Origin of the sequence: Oceanicella sp. SM1341 (assembly GCF_003448965.1) — a bacterium.
Lineage (GTDB): Bacteria > Pseudomonadota > Alphaproteobacteria > Rhodobacterales > Rhodobacteraceae > Paroceanicella.
In genome coordinates this window covers 111,354-127,211 of record NZ_QRGC01000007.1, presented here as the reverse complement: position 1 = coordinate 127,211, position 15,858 = coordinate 111,354, and the positions used below count along the sequence as shown (strand labels likewise).

At 72.1% G+C, this 15,858-nt stretch carries 11 protein-coding genes; 7 read left to right on the top strand and 4 right to left on the bottom strand.

Annotated elements, in window-relative coordinates:
- Positions 1–44: 44 nt before the first annotated feature.
- The 4 genes from D3P35_RS09110 to D3P35_RS09095 all read right to left on the bottom strand — a co-directional run bounded on the left by D3P35_RS09110 (position 45) and on the right by D3P35_RS09095 (position 8,002).
- Positions 45–1,697 (bottom strand): ABC transporter substrate-binding protein, encoded by a 1,653-nt coding sequence (locus D3P35_RS09110; RefSeq protein ID WP_118134403.1) that lies wholly within the window; start codon positions 1,695–1,697, stop codon positions 45–47.
- Positions 1,698–1,974: 277 nt separating this feature from the next.
- A complete protein-coding gene (locus D3P35_RS09105; RefSeq protein WP_118134402.1) occupies positions 1,975–4,746 on the bottom strand; it encodes a hypothetical protein in 2,772 nt (923 codons plus the stop codon).
- On the bottom strand, positions 4,739–6,970 hold the full coding sequence (locus tag D3P35_RS09100) for a trehalase family glycosidase (RefSeq protein ID WP_118134401.1): 2,232 nt from the start codon (positions 6,968–6,970) through the stop codon (positions 4,739–4,741). The genes D3P35_RS09105 and D3P35_RS09100 overlap by 8 nt, the downstream gene beginning before the upstream one ends.
- Positions 6,971–7,213: 243 nt before the next feature.
- A complete protein-coding gene (locus tag D3P35_RS09095) occupies positions 7,214–8,002 on the bottom strand; it encodes a helix-turn-helix domain-containing protein (protein WP_118134400.1) in 789 nt (262 codons plus the stop codon).
- Between the two features lie 119 nt (positions 8,003–8,121).
- Between D3P35_RS09095 and D3P35_RS09090 the strand changes: the two genes are divergently transcribed.
- The 7 genes from D3P35_RS09090 to moaA all read left to right on the top strand — a co-directional run bounded on the left by D3P35_RS09090 (position 8,122) and on the right by moaA (position 15,156).
- Complete coding sequence (locus tag D3P35_RS09090) at positions 8,122–9,441, top strand: NtaA/DmoA family FMN-dependent monooxygenase (RefSeq protein ID WP_118134399.1); 1,320 nt, start codon at positions 8,122–8,124, stop codon at positions 9,439–9,441.
- A 203-nt stretch (positions 9,442–9,644) separates the two neighbouring features.
- Complete coding sequence (locus tag D3P35_RS09085; RefSeq protein ID WP_118134398.1) at positions 9,645–10,718, top strand: PotD/PotF family extracellular solute-binding protein; 1,074 nt, start codon at positions 9,645–9,647, stop codon at positions 10,716–10,718.
- Positions 10,719–10,734: 16 nt separating this feature from the next.
- A complete protein-coding gene (locus D3P35_RS09080; RefSeq protein ID WP_118134397.1) occupies positions 10,735–11,601 on the top strand; it encodes an ABC transporter permease in 867 nt (288 codons plus the stop codon).
- Positions 11,601–12,389: an ABC transporter permease gene (locus tag D3P35_RS09075; RefSeq protein ID WP_118134396.1), complete on the top strand. Its 789-nt coding sequence runs from the start codon at positions 11,601–11,603 to the stop codon at positions 12,387–12,389. Before D3P35_RS09080 ends, D3P35_RS09075 begins: the two co-directional genes overlap by 1 nt.
- Positions 12,386–13,435, top strand: a complete 1,050-nt coding sequence (locus D3P35_RS09070; protein WP_118134395.1) for an ABC transporter ATP-binding protein — start codon at positions 12,386–12,388, stop codon at positions 13,433–13,435. Before D3P35_RS09075 ends, D3P35_RS09070 begins: the two co-directional genes overlap by 4 nt.
- Entirely contained in the window at positions 13,432–14,037 is a 606-nt protein-coding gene (locus D3P35_RS09065; RefSeq protein WP_118134394.1) for a cysteine hydrolase family protein, read from the top strand. Before D3P35_RS09070 ends, D3P35_RS09065 begins: the two co-directional genes overlap by 4 nt.
- A 111-nt stretch (positions 14,038–14,148) precedes the next feature.
- Entirely contained in the window at positions 14,149–15,156 is a 1,008-nt protein-coding gene (gene moaA / locus D3P35_RS09060; protein WP_118134393.1) for a GTP 3',8-cyclase MoaA, read from the top strand.
- Positions 15,157–15,858: the final 702 nt, after the last annotated feature.

Here is a 15,858-nt window from a genome sequence, read left to right as displayed (position 1 = left end):
CTGCGGGCCGGGGGGCGGCGGAACCGCCCCCCGCAGGCGGTGCATCAGCTCTCGATCGACCACAGGTCGTGGTGATGCTCGAAGGTCGGGTGCATGTCGGCGCCCTTCACGTATTCGCGGAAGTGCCGGTAGAGCGAGCGCCAGTAGGGCTGGATGATCACCCCGTCCTCCTGGAGCATGGTCTCGACGTCCTTCATCACCTCGCGGCGCTTGTCGGCATCGGCGATGGCGAGGGCCTCGTCGAGCTTCGCGTCGAAATCGGGGTTGGCATAGGCGGTCTCGTTCCAGCTGCCGCCGGTGACATAGGCCAGCGAGAGCACCTGCACGCCGAGCGGGCGCATGTTCCACTCGGTGGCCGAGAACGGGTACTTGGTCCAGTCGTTCCAGAAGGTGGCGCCGGGCAGCACGGTGCGCTTCACGTTCATGCCCGCCTCGCGCATCTGGGCGGCGATGGTGTCGCAGGTGGCGCGCTGCCAGTCATCGTCGATGGAGATGAGCTCGAACTCGAAATCGCTCATCCCCGCCTCCTCGAGCAGGGCCTGCGCGCCCTCGATGTCGCGCTCCTTCTTCGGCAGCTCGTAATACTCGGGGTGCATCGGGCCGACGTGGTGGTTTTCCGCCACCTGCCCCAGCCCGGCATAGCCCAGGTCGAGCACGGTCTGGTTGTCCACCGCCATCTGCATGGCGCGGCGCACCTTCACGTCGGCATAGGGCGCCTTGCCGTCCACCTCGGCGGCCTGGTTGGGCCGCACGCAGAGCGTGGCGGCGGTCACCACCTCCGACATCTCCAGCCCGAGGCTGGAGAAGATGTCCACGAACTCGCCGGTGGACTGGTAGACCATGTCGATCTCCTCCGCCTCGATGGCGGCGACGAAGGCCGAGGGGTCGGTGCCAAGGTCGATGTACTCGATCCGGTCGAGCCCGACATCGCCGCCCCACCACTCACCGCGCTTGGTGAGCACCGCGCCCACGCCCACGTCGACGCTCTCGATCATGAACGGGCCGGTGCCCACGGGGTTTGCCGTGAGGTCGGCGCCGGTGTCATCGAAGCTCGGGTGCACGATCAGGCAGGGATAGTCGGCGAAATTGGGGATGAGCGCGATGTCGGGCTTGGCGAGCTTCACCGCGATGGTGAAATCGTCCACCTTCGTGACCGCGCCCTCGGCGAGCTGGCCGGTTTCCGGGTCGATCATGTTGGTGAGGCGCGAGGCCATGGAATTGCCCTCTACCGAGGTGTCGCACCAGCGGGTGAGGTTGTAGATCACGTCATCGGCGGTGAAATCGTCGCCGTTCGACCATTTCACCCCCTGGCGGACGTGCAGCGTGTATTCCGTCGCGTCGTCCGAGACCTCCCAGCTCTCCAGCAGCCAGGGCTCGAAGGTGAAGTCGCGGGTGTAGCGCACCAGCGTCTCGCACAGGCCGCGCGCGACATTGGACATCTGCGACCAGTCGAAGATCCGCGGGTCGGCGACACGCTTGATCTCCATCTGCACCCGCAGGGTGCCGCCGGTGCCCTGCGCGGCGGCGGGGGACGGCGCCACGAGGCCGGCCAGCCCGTAGGCCCCTGCCCCGGTGACACCCAGCGCCGTGGCCAGGGCGAGGAACTCTCGACGCTCCATGCGGCCTTCCCGGGCCTCGCGGGCGTACATCGGCACGGCCGGGTGCATGGGTTTGCCGTTGATCGTATCGTCAGACATCGTCGTCCTCCTGGGTCTTGTGTAGCCTGCGCCATCGGAACGGGCGCTTGCGGGAGGGCCCGGGGCAAGGCCCGGCCTGGGTTTCAGGTAGCCCGACACCCCGGAAATCGAGCGACTTCCGGCACTTCGGTCTCTCGTGCTGTGCTGCCAGCTAAGCACACACCGGGCCGCGGATGAACCCTGTACGCGCAAGCATCGGCGGATTCCCGCCGCAAGCCGCCCGCGTTTGCGGCGCATGGCGCGCATTTCGCGACAGGCCGGCGCGAGGCCCGGCCGCTCATGCACGCCTGAGGTGCAGCAGCGGCGGGCGGGCGAGGCCTCCCGGCTCCGGCCCGGCGGGCTGCCAGGGCGTTCCGGCATAGTAGCGGTTCGCGCCGGTGTTGCGCAGCGACAGCTCCAGCCAGCCGCTGCCGGGGTGCAGCGGGAAGCGCGCCTCCCCCGCCAGGTGCCGCAGCACCGGGCCGCCGGCAAAGCGCAGCGTGCCGCTGTGGCGGAAGCCGGGCAGTTCCAGCTCCCAGCCCAGCCCGGCCCCGGGCTCGGGCAGCTCCAGCCAGAGCCGGTAGAGCCCCGTGCCGGCGAAATCCGCCCCGCCCTGCCGCTCCCAGCCCGCGCGCACCGAGACCGGGCGGAACGCCGCCCCCGCGGGCAGCGCCAGTTCCCAGCCCTCCTCCAGTGCCCGGCTCTCCGTCACCGGCCCCGGCGGGGCAAGGAGCGGGGCTTCCCTCTGCGCGTCCGGCCCGCGGGCCCAGGCGGGCCCGACCGGTCGCGCCGCCTCCCGGCCCGCAGCCGCGCGAGCCCCTGCCGGGCCGGCGCCGGACAGCGGCTGCCCGGCCGCGCCCGATGCGGCTGCCACGAGGCCGGACGCCGCCGTCGCGGACATGCCGTCCCCGGGCATGGCGCCGGCCTGCTCGCGCGGCGCGAGCGCCAGGCAGGCGCAGGCCCCCGCAGGCAGGTGCAGGCGCAGGCGGCCTTCGCGCAGCCGCGCCGGCCCGATGTCGCCAGTCTGGGCATCCCAGTCGCGCACCGCCCAGGGGCCGGGGGGCAGCGCGATGTCCGGCGCCAGCGGCGCGTCGGTGTCGTTGAACAGGACGAGCTTCCAGCCCGCGCCGTCGCGCAGCACGCAGTTGGGCAGCGTGCCCGGGTGCAGCGCCATGAGCCCGGCGAGGGCGCGGCCACGGGCCGCGATCTCTTCCGGCGTGTCGCAGCGCTCCGCGAGGTCGCCCGGCTCCGCCCCGTCGAGCGTGCGGGCCGGCAAGGGCGCGGAGGCCAACACCCGGCCGCCCGCGGCGCGGAAGGCGGCGATGAGGGCTGCCTCCTTCGCGCTCTCCAGCACCTCCGCCCCCGGCAGCACCAGGGCGCTGAAGCGGCCCGCGGGGGTGACGAGCGTGTCGCCCTCCAGCCGAGCCGCGGCAAGTGCGCGGTGGTCGATCACCTGCCAGCCGACACCCGCGCGGTCGAGCGCCCCGGCCCAGAGCCCGAAGGCATCGCAGCAGGCCGGCGGCGCGGCCCCGGCTGCGCGCAGGGTCCAGAGCGGGTAGAGCAGCGCCACCGGCCGCTCCGGCACCCCCTCCTCGAGGAAGGCCGAGACCCGGGCGCATTCGCTGCCCAGCGCCGGCATGTCCTCCCACCAGGGCTGCAGGTTGAAGCCCGGCGGGAAGTCGAAGCGCGGGTTGAGGAAGGGCACCGGCTCGGCCTCGCGCCCCGCGTCGAGCCAGAGGGCGTGCAGGGTGACGCGCCGCGCGCCGGAGAGCACATGGCGCAGCATCTGCGCGCGCAGCCGCGCGGGCGTGAGGCCCCAGTTGCCCGCCCCGCCGGGAATGCCGCTCTCCCGCCCGGTGGAATACTGCTCCACCGTGCAGCGCGACCGGCCCGAGGCGCGGGCGACGGAATCGCCCATCCGGGCGGAGAGCTGGGGCGCGTAGTCGGCCGCGTCGGCGGTGGTGGCGGCGCGCCAGGCGTCGATGCCGAAGTAATCGAGCCCCGGCATCACGCGCGCATCGAAGCCCGAGAGCCCGTCACGCAGCCCGTAGCCGCCCACGTGGCACAGCAGCTCGTGCCCGGAGAAGGCCACCCCTCGCGCCGCCCACCAGCGCGACAGCGTGCCGAAGAACGCCTCGTGCAGCCGGTTGCCGTAGACCTCCCAGGCCCGGGCGCGCAGGGCCTCCGTGCCCGGGCCCGCCGCACCGGTAAGGGCGGCGAGCACGCTGGCGAGCGGGGCCAGCCGCTCCAGCGCGGGGCCGAGGCGTGCATCCCACAGGAGCGCGTTTCCGGCCGCACCCGCTTGCTGGTCCCAGGTGTAGAAGCCGGCGTGCGGATGGTCGAAGAAGCTCGCCTCCGCCCGGCCGCCAGAGGCCGCGAGCATCGGCGCGCAGACCGCTTGCGCATAGCGCTCCGCCGCCTCGGGCATCAGGTAGTTGATCAGCCGCGAGGTGGCGCAGCGGGCGGCGAGGAACACGGTCACCTCGCCATCGCCCTCCACCACGGCCTCCGCGCCCTCGGGGCCTGCGGCGGTGAGGCGGGCTGCCGCCGTCACGTCGCGCGGGGTGCCGTCAGGCCCGCGGGCGACGGCGCGGACGATCTCCCATTCGTCCCAGGCCGGCCGGCCGCCCTCGTAGAGCCAGTCCTGCCCCACGGGGCCGAGGAAGCCGAGGAAGGGGAAGCGGATGCCGCTGACGCTCAGCGGCGCGCCGGCCGGGCCGGTGCTCCAGAACAGCAGGCGCTCGCGCAGGTGGCCGGCGCCTTCCACCGTGCGGCCGGCGCCCTGCCCCGAGATCCAGTTGTAATCGTCGTAGATCTCCACGCCGATGCCGACACGCCTCGCCCGCTCGGAAGCATGCGCGAGGGCTTCGCACCAGGGGCCGGAGAGCCAGTCGGCCCGCGGCAGCGCGAGCCGGCCCTGCACCAGCACGGCGCCGATGCCGGCGCGGGCCATGTCCTGAAGCCCCGCGTCGATCTCCCCCCGCTCCGGCAGCCGGTGCCAGAACCAGAAGGCCGCGGTGCGAAAGCGCCGCTCCGGCGCGCGAAACCACTCCGGCGCGGGCTCAGGCATCGGGCGCGTGGCAGATCTCGAGCATCGCCCCCTCCGCCGCGGCGGAGATGTCGAAGCTCAGCGCCTCGCCGGTGAGCGGGGTGAGCGGGGCACCGGCGAGCCGGGCCGCGATCAGCGCGCCGGGCCGCACGCCGGGCAGCGTGAGCGTGGCGGCAGCGCCGGGCACCTCGGGGAAGAGCCGGCAGCGGAACAGACCGGGCGCGAGGGTGATCCCGCCCAGCCGGCCGCGGAAATCGGTCTCCAGCAGGCCTGCCTCGCCGCGCGAGAGGCTCAGCCGCCCGGCGGCGCTTTCCAGCAGCACCTGGCCCGCCGGGCTCGTGACCGGGCCGAGGCGCAGGGGCGTGCCGTCATGGCGGATCTCCCAGCCGGCCCAGGGGGTCACGTCCATCACCTGGCCCACGGCCATCAGCGGCAGCATCGCGCCCCAGGTGTAGAACGGGTCGGTGTCCGGCGCGTCACGCACCTCGCCGGTCTCGGCGCTGTAGTTCTCGCCGGCCTCGCGCGCGGCCCAGTTCTGCGCGAACAGCTCCCAGGAGGAGGCGGCGAGCGCATCGGCCTCGGCCGCGAGCCCGGCGCGGCGCAGGCCCTGCCAGACCATGTAGTTCACGTTCGGCCAGATGCGTCCGCGCCAGTAGGTGTTGTCGGCATAGGCGGGCTCCGAGCGCGCGGTGTTGGGCAGCCCGTAGCGGCCGGCGAAGAGCGCGGGGTCGGCGAGATGACCGCGCAGCGCCTCGGTCTGCTCCGCGTCCGCCGCCCCGCACAGCAGCGGGTAGAAGCTGGTGGGCGAGAGGCTGCGCACGAAGCCGCCATGGCGCTGGCGGTTGGCGAAGATGCGCCGCTCGGGGTCCCAGAGCCGGGTGCGGATCAGCGCGCGGGTCTGCGCGGCGAGCGCTTCGAGCTCGGCCGCGCGGGCGCTCTCGCCGAGATGGGCCGCGATGCGTGCGAGCATCTCCGCGTCGAGCGCGAGCGCGCAGTTGAGGCCGAGGTCGAGGGTGGACAGGGTGCGGGTGCGCGGGTCGTAGACCGCCTCGTCATGGGTGGCGGAATTGTCCATGCCGGTCTCGTTGCGCGCGCCGAAATGCGTGCCCTTGTAGAGGCTCGCGCCCACGTCCGACGTGCCGCAGGAGACGAGGCCCTGCCCGTCCGGGTCACGCTCGCGCCGCCACCACATGTGGTTGGCGAGCAGCGCTGGATAGGCCTCGGCCAGCAGGTCCGGGCCGGCCGCGCCGCGCAGGTGCATGAGCCAGAGCATGAAGCTCGCCATTGGCGTCTGCGTGCGGTCCACCCAGGCGTCGCGCGAGGTGACGATGGTGGCGAAATTGCCCTGCGGCGTGGCCGAGGCGAGGGCGGCACGGAAATTCTCCGCCGCGAGGCCCGGCTCGAAGAGCCCGCTCATCAGCGCGGCGTAGGTCTGGTCGTTGAACCACACGGCGAAGGCGCCCAGCGGCCAGAGCCGGCTCACCGAGGTGTAGGGGCGGCGGTTCACCGGGTCCCAGACCGTGTTCCAGCCGATCACGTCGGCCACCGCCTCGAGCGCGCCGGCGAAGGGGCCCTCCTGCACGGGGCGCGGCGCCGCGGGCGCCTCGGCGCGGGCGAGGCGGGCGCGGGCGGCGGCGATGGCGCGCTCGCGGCTGTCGGCCACGGCGGCGGCCAGCGCGCCTTCGGGCATCATCTCGAGGTTGAAGCGCAGGCCCAGCGCCCTGCCCCGCACACCCCGGCTGCCGATGTGCCAGTAGCCGTGCGCCTCGAAATCCTCCGCCAGCGCCTGCGGGCTGTCATGCACGCTCACCTCCACCGGCGCCTCGCGGCACACGAGGGCGAGGTGGCGGGTGCCGATAGTGATGACCGCGGCGCCTGCCTCGGCGTCCCACTCCGCTTCCGAGCCGTCCTCGGCCGAGATGCAGTAGCTGAGCCAGAAGCGCTGGCCCCATTCCGCCAGCCGCCCCCGCGCCCAGGTGCCGAGCACCGACCAGGGCTCGTCGCGCCGCCAGCCGAGGGCGAGCTCGCTGCCCGCGTGCCGCGCCGTGCAGGAGATCTCCGCGCCGTCGGGCGAGTGGGCGTCAAAGCGCAGGGCGGCGGCCGGGAGGAGGCTCGCCTTGCCCTCCCGCGCGGAGAACACCACCGGCGTGAGCCGCAGGCCGAGCGGCAGGAACACCATCTCGGCCGGCCGGTCAGACCAGGTGTTCCAGGCGCGCGAGAGCGGGATGGTGGTGTCGAGCAGCATGGCGGGCTCCCTGCCGGCGGGGGTCATCGGGGCGCGGCCGATCCCAGGGAGAGGCGCCGGGAGGTCGTTCGCACACGAACGGAATAGCCGCCCGTTCCGGGAGATTGCACCGCCGCGCCCCCCGGGGCAACACCCGCGACGGCCCGCGGCCTCTTCGCCCGGGCCCACAGTGGTCCGGGCGACGGCTTCAGGCTCCGCGGGCCGGGTCCGGCCTGTCAGGCAGTCGGCCTGAGGCCGGCGGCTTCAGGCGCTGCGCGCCAGCGCCATGGCGGGGTAGACGGCGCGGCGCACCGTCTCGTCCTCCAGGTCGAGCCCGTGGCGCTCGCGCAGCAGGTCGAGCCGGTAGCGCAGGGTGGAGGGGTGGATGCCCAGCGAGGCGGCCGTGCGGCGGATGCGCCCGCCCTGCTCCACGAACACCAGCGCCGTCTCCGACAAACGCCGGGTGCGGGCGTCGGGCGCCGCGGCCAGCCGGTCGAGGGCCGCGGCGTATTCCGGCGGGCAGAGGGCGCGCAGCGGCGGCTCGGCGCCCGTCGACGGCGCCTGCGCCCGCGCCTCGGCATTGAGCGCCGCGGCGAAGACCGCGGCGAGGGCCGTGAGCAGCTCGCGCTCCGCCTGCCCGGGCCGGTGCACCGGCACCGCGTGCAGCGTGAGCACCCGCGGCAGCGCGCCGGGCAGCGGCAGCAGCGCCACGGCCCGGTAGCGCTGCACCTCGGCGTCGATGCGGTAGAGCGGCCAGCCGGCCTCGGCCCGGATGTCCTCGATGAAGAGCGGCGCCCCGCGCTCCAGCGCCAGCCGCGCCGGGCTCTCGGAGAGCGGCCAGCGCCGCGGCAGCCCCTCGAACAGCGGGCCCTGCGCGCCGTGGCTGCCCTCCAGCCGCACCAGCCCCGCCGCCTGCTCCACCGCCAGCAGGCCGGAGGAGGACCAGGGCGCATGCCCGGTTGCCAGCCGCTCCAGCGCCGCGTCCGTCACCGCGCGGCCGGAGGCGGCCTCCGAATCGAGGAGGGTCGCGAAAGCGGCGAGACGTGTGACCATGGTGGCTTTTCCTGCGTTCCGGCGGAATTTCCGCGGGGCAATTCGGCGCTTGTGGAGGATGTATCAGCGCGCGGTCCGGCGCAATATGTCTCCTCCACGAGCTTCCGGAGACCAGCCCCATGCCCGCCACTGCCCAGCGCCAGATGCACCTCGTCGCCTACCTCAAGACCGGCCCCACCGCCCTGCACCCCGGCGGCTGGCGCCACCCGGAGGCGCGGCTCGACGACATCTTCGAACCTGCGCGCTACGAGCACATCGCCCGGGTGCTGGAGGACGCCTGTTTCGACGGCTGCTTCTTCGCCGACCTGCAGGGGCTCTACGACATCCACAAGGGCGGGTTCGACACCTACGTGGCCCAGGGCGGGCAGATCTCCTTCCTCGACCCGATGACCGTGCTGCCGGTGATGGCGCGGGCCACCAGCCGGCTCGGCCTCGGCGCCACGCTCTCCACCACGCTGCTCAACCCCTACCACATCGCCCGCTCGCTGCTCTCGCTCGACGTGTTCTCCAAGGGCCGCGTGGCCTGGAACATGGTCACCTCCGCGACCGAGCTCGAGGCGCAGAACTACGGGCTCGACGCCCTGCCGCCCAAGGACGCGCGCTACGACCTCGCCGACGAGGTGGTGGAGGCCTGTCTGAAGCTCTGGCGCAGCTGGGATACCGACGCCTTCGTGCTCGACAAGGCGCGCGGCCTCTTCGCCGACCCCGCGAAGGTGCATTACGCCAATTACGAGGGGAAGAGCGTGCGCACCCGCGGCCCCCTCTCCATCCCGCAGAGCGCCCAGGGCCACCCGGTGCTGATGCAGGCCGGCGCTTCCGAGCGCGGGCGCGAGTTTGCCGCCCGCTGGGCCGAGGTGATCTTCGCCGCCCAGCGCGGCATCTCCGACATGGTGGCCTTCCGCCGGGACATCCACGCCCGCATGGGCCGCTACGGCCGCAAGCCGTCCGAGACCGCGATCCTGGTGCAGACCACCTGCATCGTGGGCGAGACCGATGCCATCGCGCTGGAGAAGGCCGCCTTCGCCGAGAGCCTGATCGACGACGAGCTCGCCATCGCCTCCACCTCCTCCTCGGTTGGCGTGGACATGAGCCGCTACCGCGACGGCGAGCCGATCGAGAAGCTGATGGGCAACCAGGGCATGCACGGCACCCTGCAGCTCCTCGAGCAGGCCCAGCGCGACGAGAAGATCTCCCTCGCCGAGGCGGCGAAGCGCCGGCACCCGAACCTGCTCGTCGGCTCGCCGGTCACCATCGCCGACCGGATGGAGGAGATGTTCCGCTCCGGCGCCTGCGATGGTTTCGTACTCACCCCGGTCACCCACCCCTCCAGCCACGAGGCCTTCGCCCGCGCCGTGGTGCCCGAGCTGCAGCGCCGCGGCCTGTTCCGCACCGCCTACCGCGCCGAGACCCTGCGCGGCCACCTGCGCGACGACGCCTGAGCGGCGCACCCCCCGGGGCGGCCGCGCCCCCGGGACCTTCCGGCCGGTGCGGCGGCGCCGGTTGCCCGGCGAAAACTTGTTTGCAGGCAAATGAATTGTATTGACCTTTCCGCCGCAACGCAGAAAAATCCCTCACAATAAGGCACCGCCAGCGGTAAGACTGCGCGGGCCCCGCCAGATGGCACCAACATGGAGATGAGACGATGACGAAGCTGCCCGCGGCCAGGACGGCCCGCTCCCTGCTTGCTACCGCTGCCACGCTCGCCCTCACCGCCGGTTTCGCGCAGGCCGACGAGATCCGGGTTCTGAACTGGCAGGGCTACGGCACCGACGAGGACTGGGCCCTGGAGGCCTTCGCCGAGGCCACCGGCCACACCGTGGTGCATGACTATTTCAACTCCGAGCAGGAGATGCTCACCAAGCTGCGCACCAATCCCGGCGCCTACGACGTGGTGCTGATCAACACCGCCTACACCGGGCAGGCCGCGGCCGAGGGGCTGATCGAGCCGGTGAGCTACGACGACTTCCCCCATGCCGACGGCATCTCCGACGCGATGAAGGAGACCGCGGCGCTCTACCATGACGGCCAGCTCTACGGCATTCCCTGGGTCTGGGGCGTCACCTCCATCGCCTACAACACCGAGGTGGTGAGCGAGGCGCCGCAGAGCATCGAGCTGCTGTGGTCGCCGGAGTTCGAGGGCCGGGTGGGCTGGCGCGACGACGCGGTGGAATCGGTGCAGATGGCCGCCATCTCGCTGGGCCAGGACATCAACAACCCCACCGATTTCGACGCCATCGCCGCCAAGCTCAAGGCGCTGAAGCCGCAGATCCGCACCTTCTGGAGCTCGGAGAACGAGTGGAACCAGTATTTCTCCTCCGGTGAGTTCGACATCTCGGTCTACTGGTCGGGCTCGGCCGCGCGCTCGGCCAACAACTTCGGCCTGCCCGTGGGCTTCGCCATCCCCAAGGAAGGCGCCATCGGCTGGCTCGACGAGCTCTCCGTGGTCAAGGACGCCCCGCACCCCGAGGCGGCGAAGGCCTTCATCGACTACATGATCGACCCCGAGTTCTACGTGAAATGGGACACCGAGGTGGGCGCCCCGGTCTCGGCCAATGCCGATGCGGTCGCCGCCCTGCCCGACAAGGCCTTCAACAAGGTGATGGCCAGCGACGAGGGCGTGGCCGCGCGGCTGAAGTTCCTCGGCCCCATCGAGGACGACGTGCGCCAGAAGATGCTCGAGGTCTGGCAGGCCACGAAGACCGAGTTCCAGAACTGATCCGATGAGCGCCCGCATGACCAGCCCCGCGAAGGGAGCGCCCGGTCAGGCGGGCGCCATCCTTGCCCTCACCGGCCCCGCCTATCTCTGGCTCACGGTGGCGATCCTGCTGCCGCTGTCGGCGATGTTCTACTTCTCCTTCCTCTCCGAGGCGCCGCTGGCCGGCAAGACCGGGGAGTGGACGCTGGCCAACTACCGCGCCTTCTTCGAGCAGGGCTTCTACGGCACGCTGATGCTGCGCTCGCTGCGGCTGGGGGCGGAGGTGGTGTTCTGGTGCTTCGTGCTCGGCTTTCCCTGCGCGCTGGTGCTGGCGAAATCGGTGAAGGGGCGCTGGCGCGAGGCGCTGTTCCTGCTCGTGATCCTGCCCTTCTGGTCGAACGCGCTGGTGCGCATCTTCTCCTGGACGATGATGCTGCGCGGCAACGGCATCCTCGAGCGGGCGATCGACTGGGTGGTGCCCGGCCGCTTCCGCCTCGACATCATGTTTACCTACGAGGCGGTGGTCATCGGGCTGGTGCACTCCTACCTGCCCTACATGATCCTCACCTGCTACATCTCGCTCCAGGCGGTGCAGGACGATCTCATCGAGGCGGCGCGCTCCATGGGGGCCTCGCGCCTCACCATCCTGCGCCGCATCCTGCTGCCGCTGTCGCTGCCCGGCATCCTCGCCGGCGTGGTGCTGATCTTCGTGCCCGTCATCGGCTCCTTCATGGAGCCGCGCATCCTGGGCGGGCGCAACGGCACCTTCATCGGCACGGTGATCGAAGACCAGTTCACCGCCGTGTTCAACTGGCCGCTGGGGGCGGCGCTGTCCTTCATCATGCTGGGCTGCGTGGGGGTGGTGTTTGCCCTCTCCCGCCTCGCACTGGGGCGGAGGGGCTGATGCGCGCATTCTCCCTCGGCGGGCTGGGGCGGGTCTATCTCGTCCTCGTGCTGCTGTTCCTCTACTGCCCGATCATCGTGATGGCGGTGATGTCGTTCAACGAGAGCCAGTTCTACACCCTGCCGGTGAAATGGTCGTTCAAGTGGTACGGGGCGCTGGCGGGCAACGAGCGCATCCTCTCGGCTGCGGCAAACTCGGTGGGCATCGCGGTGCTCACCACCCTCATCGCCTCGGTGCTGGGCACGGCGGCCTCGCTCGCCTTCTTCCGCTACCGCTTCCGCGGGCGCGAGGTGATGCAGCTGCTGCTGTTCCCGCCCATCGCCATTCCCTGGCTCATCACCGGCACGGCGATGCTGCTGTTCTTCTTCTGGATCGGCATCGGGCGCGGCCTGCATGCCATGCTGCTCGGCCACGTGGCCCTCGCGCTGCCTTACGTGATCATCGTCACCTCGGCGCGGCTGAAGGCCTATGACCCCGATCTCGAGCTCGCCGCCCGCTCCATGGGCGCGCCGCCCTGGATGGTGTTCCGCCGGGTCACCCTGCCGTTCCTGGCCCCCGGCTTCCTCGCGGCGGCGCTCTTCGCCTTCGCCGTGTCCTTCGACCAGTTCGTGATCTCCTACTTCCTCTCCGTGCCGGGCACGTCCACCCTGCCGGTGGAGATCTACACCGCCATCCGCAAGGGCTTCACGCCCGAGATCAACGCCATCTCCACCATCGTCATCGGCTTCTCGATGGCGCTGCTGCTGGGCGTGGCGCGCTTCTACAAGTTCGGGGGAGAGCGCAAATGACCGTCATTTCCGTGGAGGGCGTCACCAAGACCTTCGGCAGCCACGATGCCCTGACCGACCTCTCGGTGCAGTTCGACGACGGCGGCTTCTACGCCCTGCTCGGGCCCTCCGGCTCGGGCAAGACCACGCTGCTGCGGCTGATCGCGGGGTTCGAGTTTCCCACCTCCGGCCGCATCCTGTTCAACGGCGAGCACATGGAGGGCCTGCCGGCCGAGAAGCGCGACGTGGGCATGATGTTCCAGTCCTACGCGCTCTTTCCCAACATGAGCGTGTTCGACAACGTGGCCTTCGGCCTCACGGTGCGCAAGCTGCCCGCCGCCGAGATCCGCACCCGCGTGGCGGAGGCGCTCGAGCTCGTCCGCCTCACCGGCTACGACAAGCGCAGGCCGCATGAGCTCTCGGGCGGGCAGCGCCAGCGCGTGGCGCTTGCGCGCGCCATCGTCTTCCGCCCCCGGGTGCTGCTGCTCGACGAGCCGCTCTCCGCGCTCGACAAGGCGCTGCGGCTCGGCATGCAGGTGGAGCTGCGCCGCATCCAGCGCGACGTGGGCATCACCACCATCTTCGTCACCCATGACCAGGAGGAGGCCCTCACCCTGGCCGACCGCGTGGGCGTGCTGCGCGACGGCCGGCTGGTGCAGGAGGGCCCGCCGAAGCAGCTTTACGAACGCCCGGCCTCCGCCTTCACCGCCACCTTCCTCGGCGAGGCGAACCTCTTCACCGGCACCGCCGCCGAGGGCCGGCTCGCCCTGCCCGACGGCACGCTCCTCACGCCCGACCGCCCCGCCGCGCCGGCCGACACCACCTGCGCCGTGCGCCCCGAGCGCGTCGACATCCTCGCCCCGGCCGAGGACCCCGGCGCGCGCAACGTGATCACCGGCACGGTGAGCGAGGTGATCTTCGCCGGCACCAGCCTGCACTACCTGGTGGACTGGCAGGGCCGCAGCCTGAAGGTGACCGCCACCAACCGCGGTGCCGAGGGCGCGGCCGCGGGCGAGACCGTGCGCCTCGCCTTCGCCCCGCGCGACACGGTGCTGGTCACCCCGTGAGCGGCCTGCCCTTCGGCCCGCTGGGGCCCCGGCCGCTGATGGTGTGCATCGACATGCAGCGCCTGTTCCTCGAGCCCGGGCCCTGGCACACGCCGGCCGGGCACGACATCCTGCCCGCCTGCGCGGCGCTCGCCGCCGCCCGGCCCGGGGCGAGCCTCTTCACCCGCTTCGTGCCGGCGGCCAGCGCCGCGCAGGCCCCCGGCGCCTGGGCGCGCTACTACCGCCACTGGGACGCGGTGACGCTGGAGCGCGCCGGGCCGGAGACGGTGGAGCTGGTTCCCGCCCTCGCCGCCCTCGCCACCCCCGACCGGGTGTTCGACAAGCTCACCTACGACGCCTTCGACGCCGCCCCCTTCGCCACGGCCATCGCCGCCGCCGCCCCCACCGCCCTGCTCTTCACCGGCATCGAGACCGATGTCTGCGTGCTCGCCACCCTGCTCTCGGCGGTCGATCTCGGCCACCGCTGCCTCGTGCTCACCGATGCGGTGGCGGGCAGCGACCCGGCCGCCCATGCCGCCTGCCTCGCCCATGTCTACCCGCGCTTCGACCAGCAGGTGGAGCTGGTGACCACCGACGCCGTGATGCCCTTCTGGGCGCCCTGAGCCCCGCCCCCCGCTTGCACAGCGCCCGCCCGGGCACTAGGTTTGGGGGCCAGCCGCCCCGAATGCACGGGGCGTGCGCAAGCTTGCCCGGGCCCCGGGCCGGAGGACGAGATGACCGCACCGAAGCTCACCGACCCGTTCGAGCGCGACATCAGCTACCTGCGCGTCTCGGTGACCGACCGGTGCGACTTCCGCTGCCAGTACTGCATGGCCGAGCACATGACCTTCCTGCCCAAGAAGGAGCTGCTGAGCCTCGAGGAGCTGGACCGGCTGTGCTCGCAGTTCGTGCGCCTCGGGGTGCGCAAGCTGCGCATCACCGGCGGCGAGCCTCTCGTGCGCCGCGGCATCATGGGCTTCTTCAACGCCATGGGCCGGCACCTCGAGAGCGGCGCGCTCGAGGAACTCACCCTCACCACCAACGGCAGCCAGCTGCGCCGCCACGCGGCCGACCTCTACGCCGCCGGCGTGCGCCGGGTGAATGTCTCGCTCGACACGCTGGACGAGGCGAAATTCGCCGAGATCACCCGCTGGGGCCGCCTCGCCCAGGTGCTCGACGGCATCGACGCCGCCCAGGAGGCGGGGCTGAAGATCAAGATCAACGCCGTCGCGCTGAAGGGTTTCAACGACGTCGAAATTCACCGGATGGTGGAATGGTGCGGCGCGCGCGGCTTCGACCTCACCTTCATCGAGGTGATGCCGATGGGCGAGATGGACGCCGACCGGCTCGACCAGTACTGGCCGCTCGACGCGGTGCGCGCCGAGCTCGCCACCCGCTGGCGCCTCTCCGAGAGCTCCCACCGCACCGGCGGCCCCGCGCGCTACATGCGCGTGGAGGAGACCGGCGGGCGCATCGGCTTCATCACCCCCCTCACGCATAATTTCTGCGAGAGCTGCAACCGCGTGCGCCTCACCTGCACCGGCCAGCTCTACATGTGCCTCGGTCAGGACGACGACGCCGACCTGCGCGCGGTGCTGCGCGCCAACCCCTCCGACGACGCGCCCCTCGAGGCCGCGATCCGCGAGGCGATCTCGCGCAAGCCCGAGGGCCACGACTTCGACTATTCCCGCCGCGAGGTGCGCGGCGAGGTCTCGCGCCACATGTCGGTGACCGGCGGCTGAGAGGCCCCTCCCACCCCCTGAACCGGCCCCCGGCAGCATCCCTCTCAAGCGACGAGGGACGCGCCCGACCCTGGGTGGGCGCAGCCACGCCCGTGGTGGGCGCTTTATCCTGAAAGCCCCGGACGAAGGCTGAGCGGCTCAGGCCATCGCCATCGCGCCCTCCCGTGGGAAGGGTCGGGCGCGGCCCGGGCTAGTCGCCCGGGCGAACGGGGCGAGCGGAGAGCAGCCATGCCCACACCCATGAAGGCGCGCCGGACGCCGCAGAGCGCCGACCACCTCCCCATTCAGCGACGAGGGCTGCGTCCGACCTTGGGTGGGCGCCACCACGCGCGTGGTGGGCGCTTTATCCCCAAAGCCCGGGCGACGGCCGAGCGGCAACCGACATCGCCATCGCGCCCTCCCGTGGGGAGGGTCGGGCGCGGCCCGGGCTGGCCGCCCGGGCGGGAGGACGGAGCTTGGACCGGAGAGCGGAGAGCGGAGAGCGGAGAGCGGAGAGCGGCCATGCCCACGATCAATGGAAGCACGGCAATGCCCTCACAGCACTGATCGACACCACCTCCCTATTCAGCGACGAGGGCCGCGTCCGACCCTGGGTGGGCGCCACCACGCGCGTGATCGGCGCTTTATCCCCAAAGCCCCGGACGACGGCCGAGCGGCTGGCGACATCGCCATCGCGCCCTCCCGGGGGGAGGGTCGGGCGCG

What these genes read in the sequence shown, in the direction of transcription:
- D3P35_RS09110 (WP_118134403.1), bottom strand. Translation starts at nt 1,697, where the DNA reads ATGTCTGACGATACGATCAACGGCAAACCCATGCACCCGGCCGTGCCG.
- D3P35_RS09105 (WP_118134402.1), bottom strand. Translation starts at nt 4,746, where the DNA reads ATGCCTGAGCCCGCGCCGGAGTGGTTTCGCGCGCCGGAGCGGCGCTTT.
- D3P35_RS09100 (WP_118134401.1), bottom strand. Translation starts at nt 6,970, where the DNA reads ATGCTGCTCGACACCACCATCCCGCTCTCGCGCGCCTGGAACACCTGG.
- D3P35_RS09095 (WP_118134400.1), bottom strand. Translation starts at nt 8,002, where the DNA reads ATGGTCACACGTCTCGCCGCTTTCGCGACCCTCCTCGATTCGGAGGCC.
- D3P35_RS09090 (WP_118134399.1), top strand. Translation starts at nt 8,122, where the DNA reads ATGCCCGCCACTGCCCAGCGCCAGATGCACCTCGTCGCCTACCTCAAG.
- D3P35_RS09085 (WP_118134398.1), top strand. Translation starts at nt 9,645, where the DNA reads ATGACGAAGCTGCCCGCGGCCAGGACGGCCCGCTCCCTGCTTGCTACC.
- D3P35_RS09080 (WP_118134397.1), top strand. Translation starts at nt 10,735, where the DNA reads ATGACCAGCCCCGCGAAGGGAGCGCCCGGTCAGGCGGGCGCCATCCTT.
- D3P35_RS09075 (WP_118134396.1), top strand. Translation starts at nt 11,601, where the DNA reads ATGCGCGCATTCTCCCTCGGCGGGCTGGGGCGGGTCTATCTCGTCCTC.
- D3P35_RS09070 (WP_118134395.1), top strand. Translation starts at nt 12,386, where the DNA reads ATGACCGTCATTTCCGTGGAGGGCGTCACCAAGACCTTCGGCAGCCAC.
- moaA (WP_118134393.1), top strand. Translation starts at nt 14,149, where the DNA reads ATGACCGCACCGAAGCTCACCGACCCGTTCGAGCGCGACATCAGCTAC.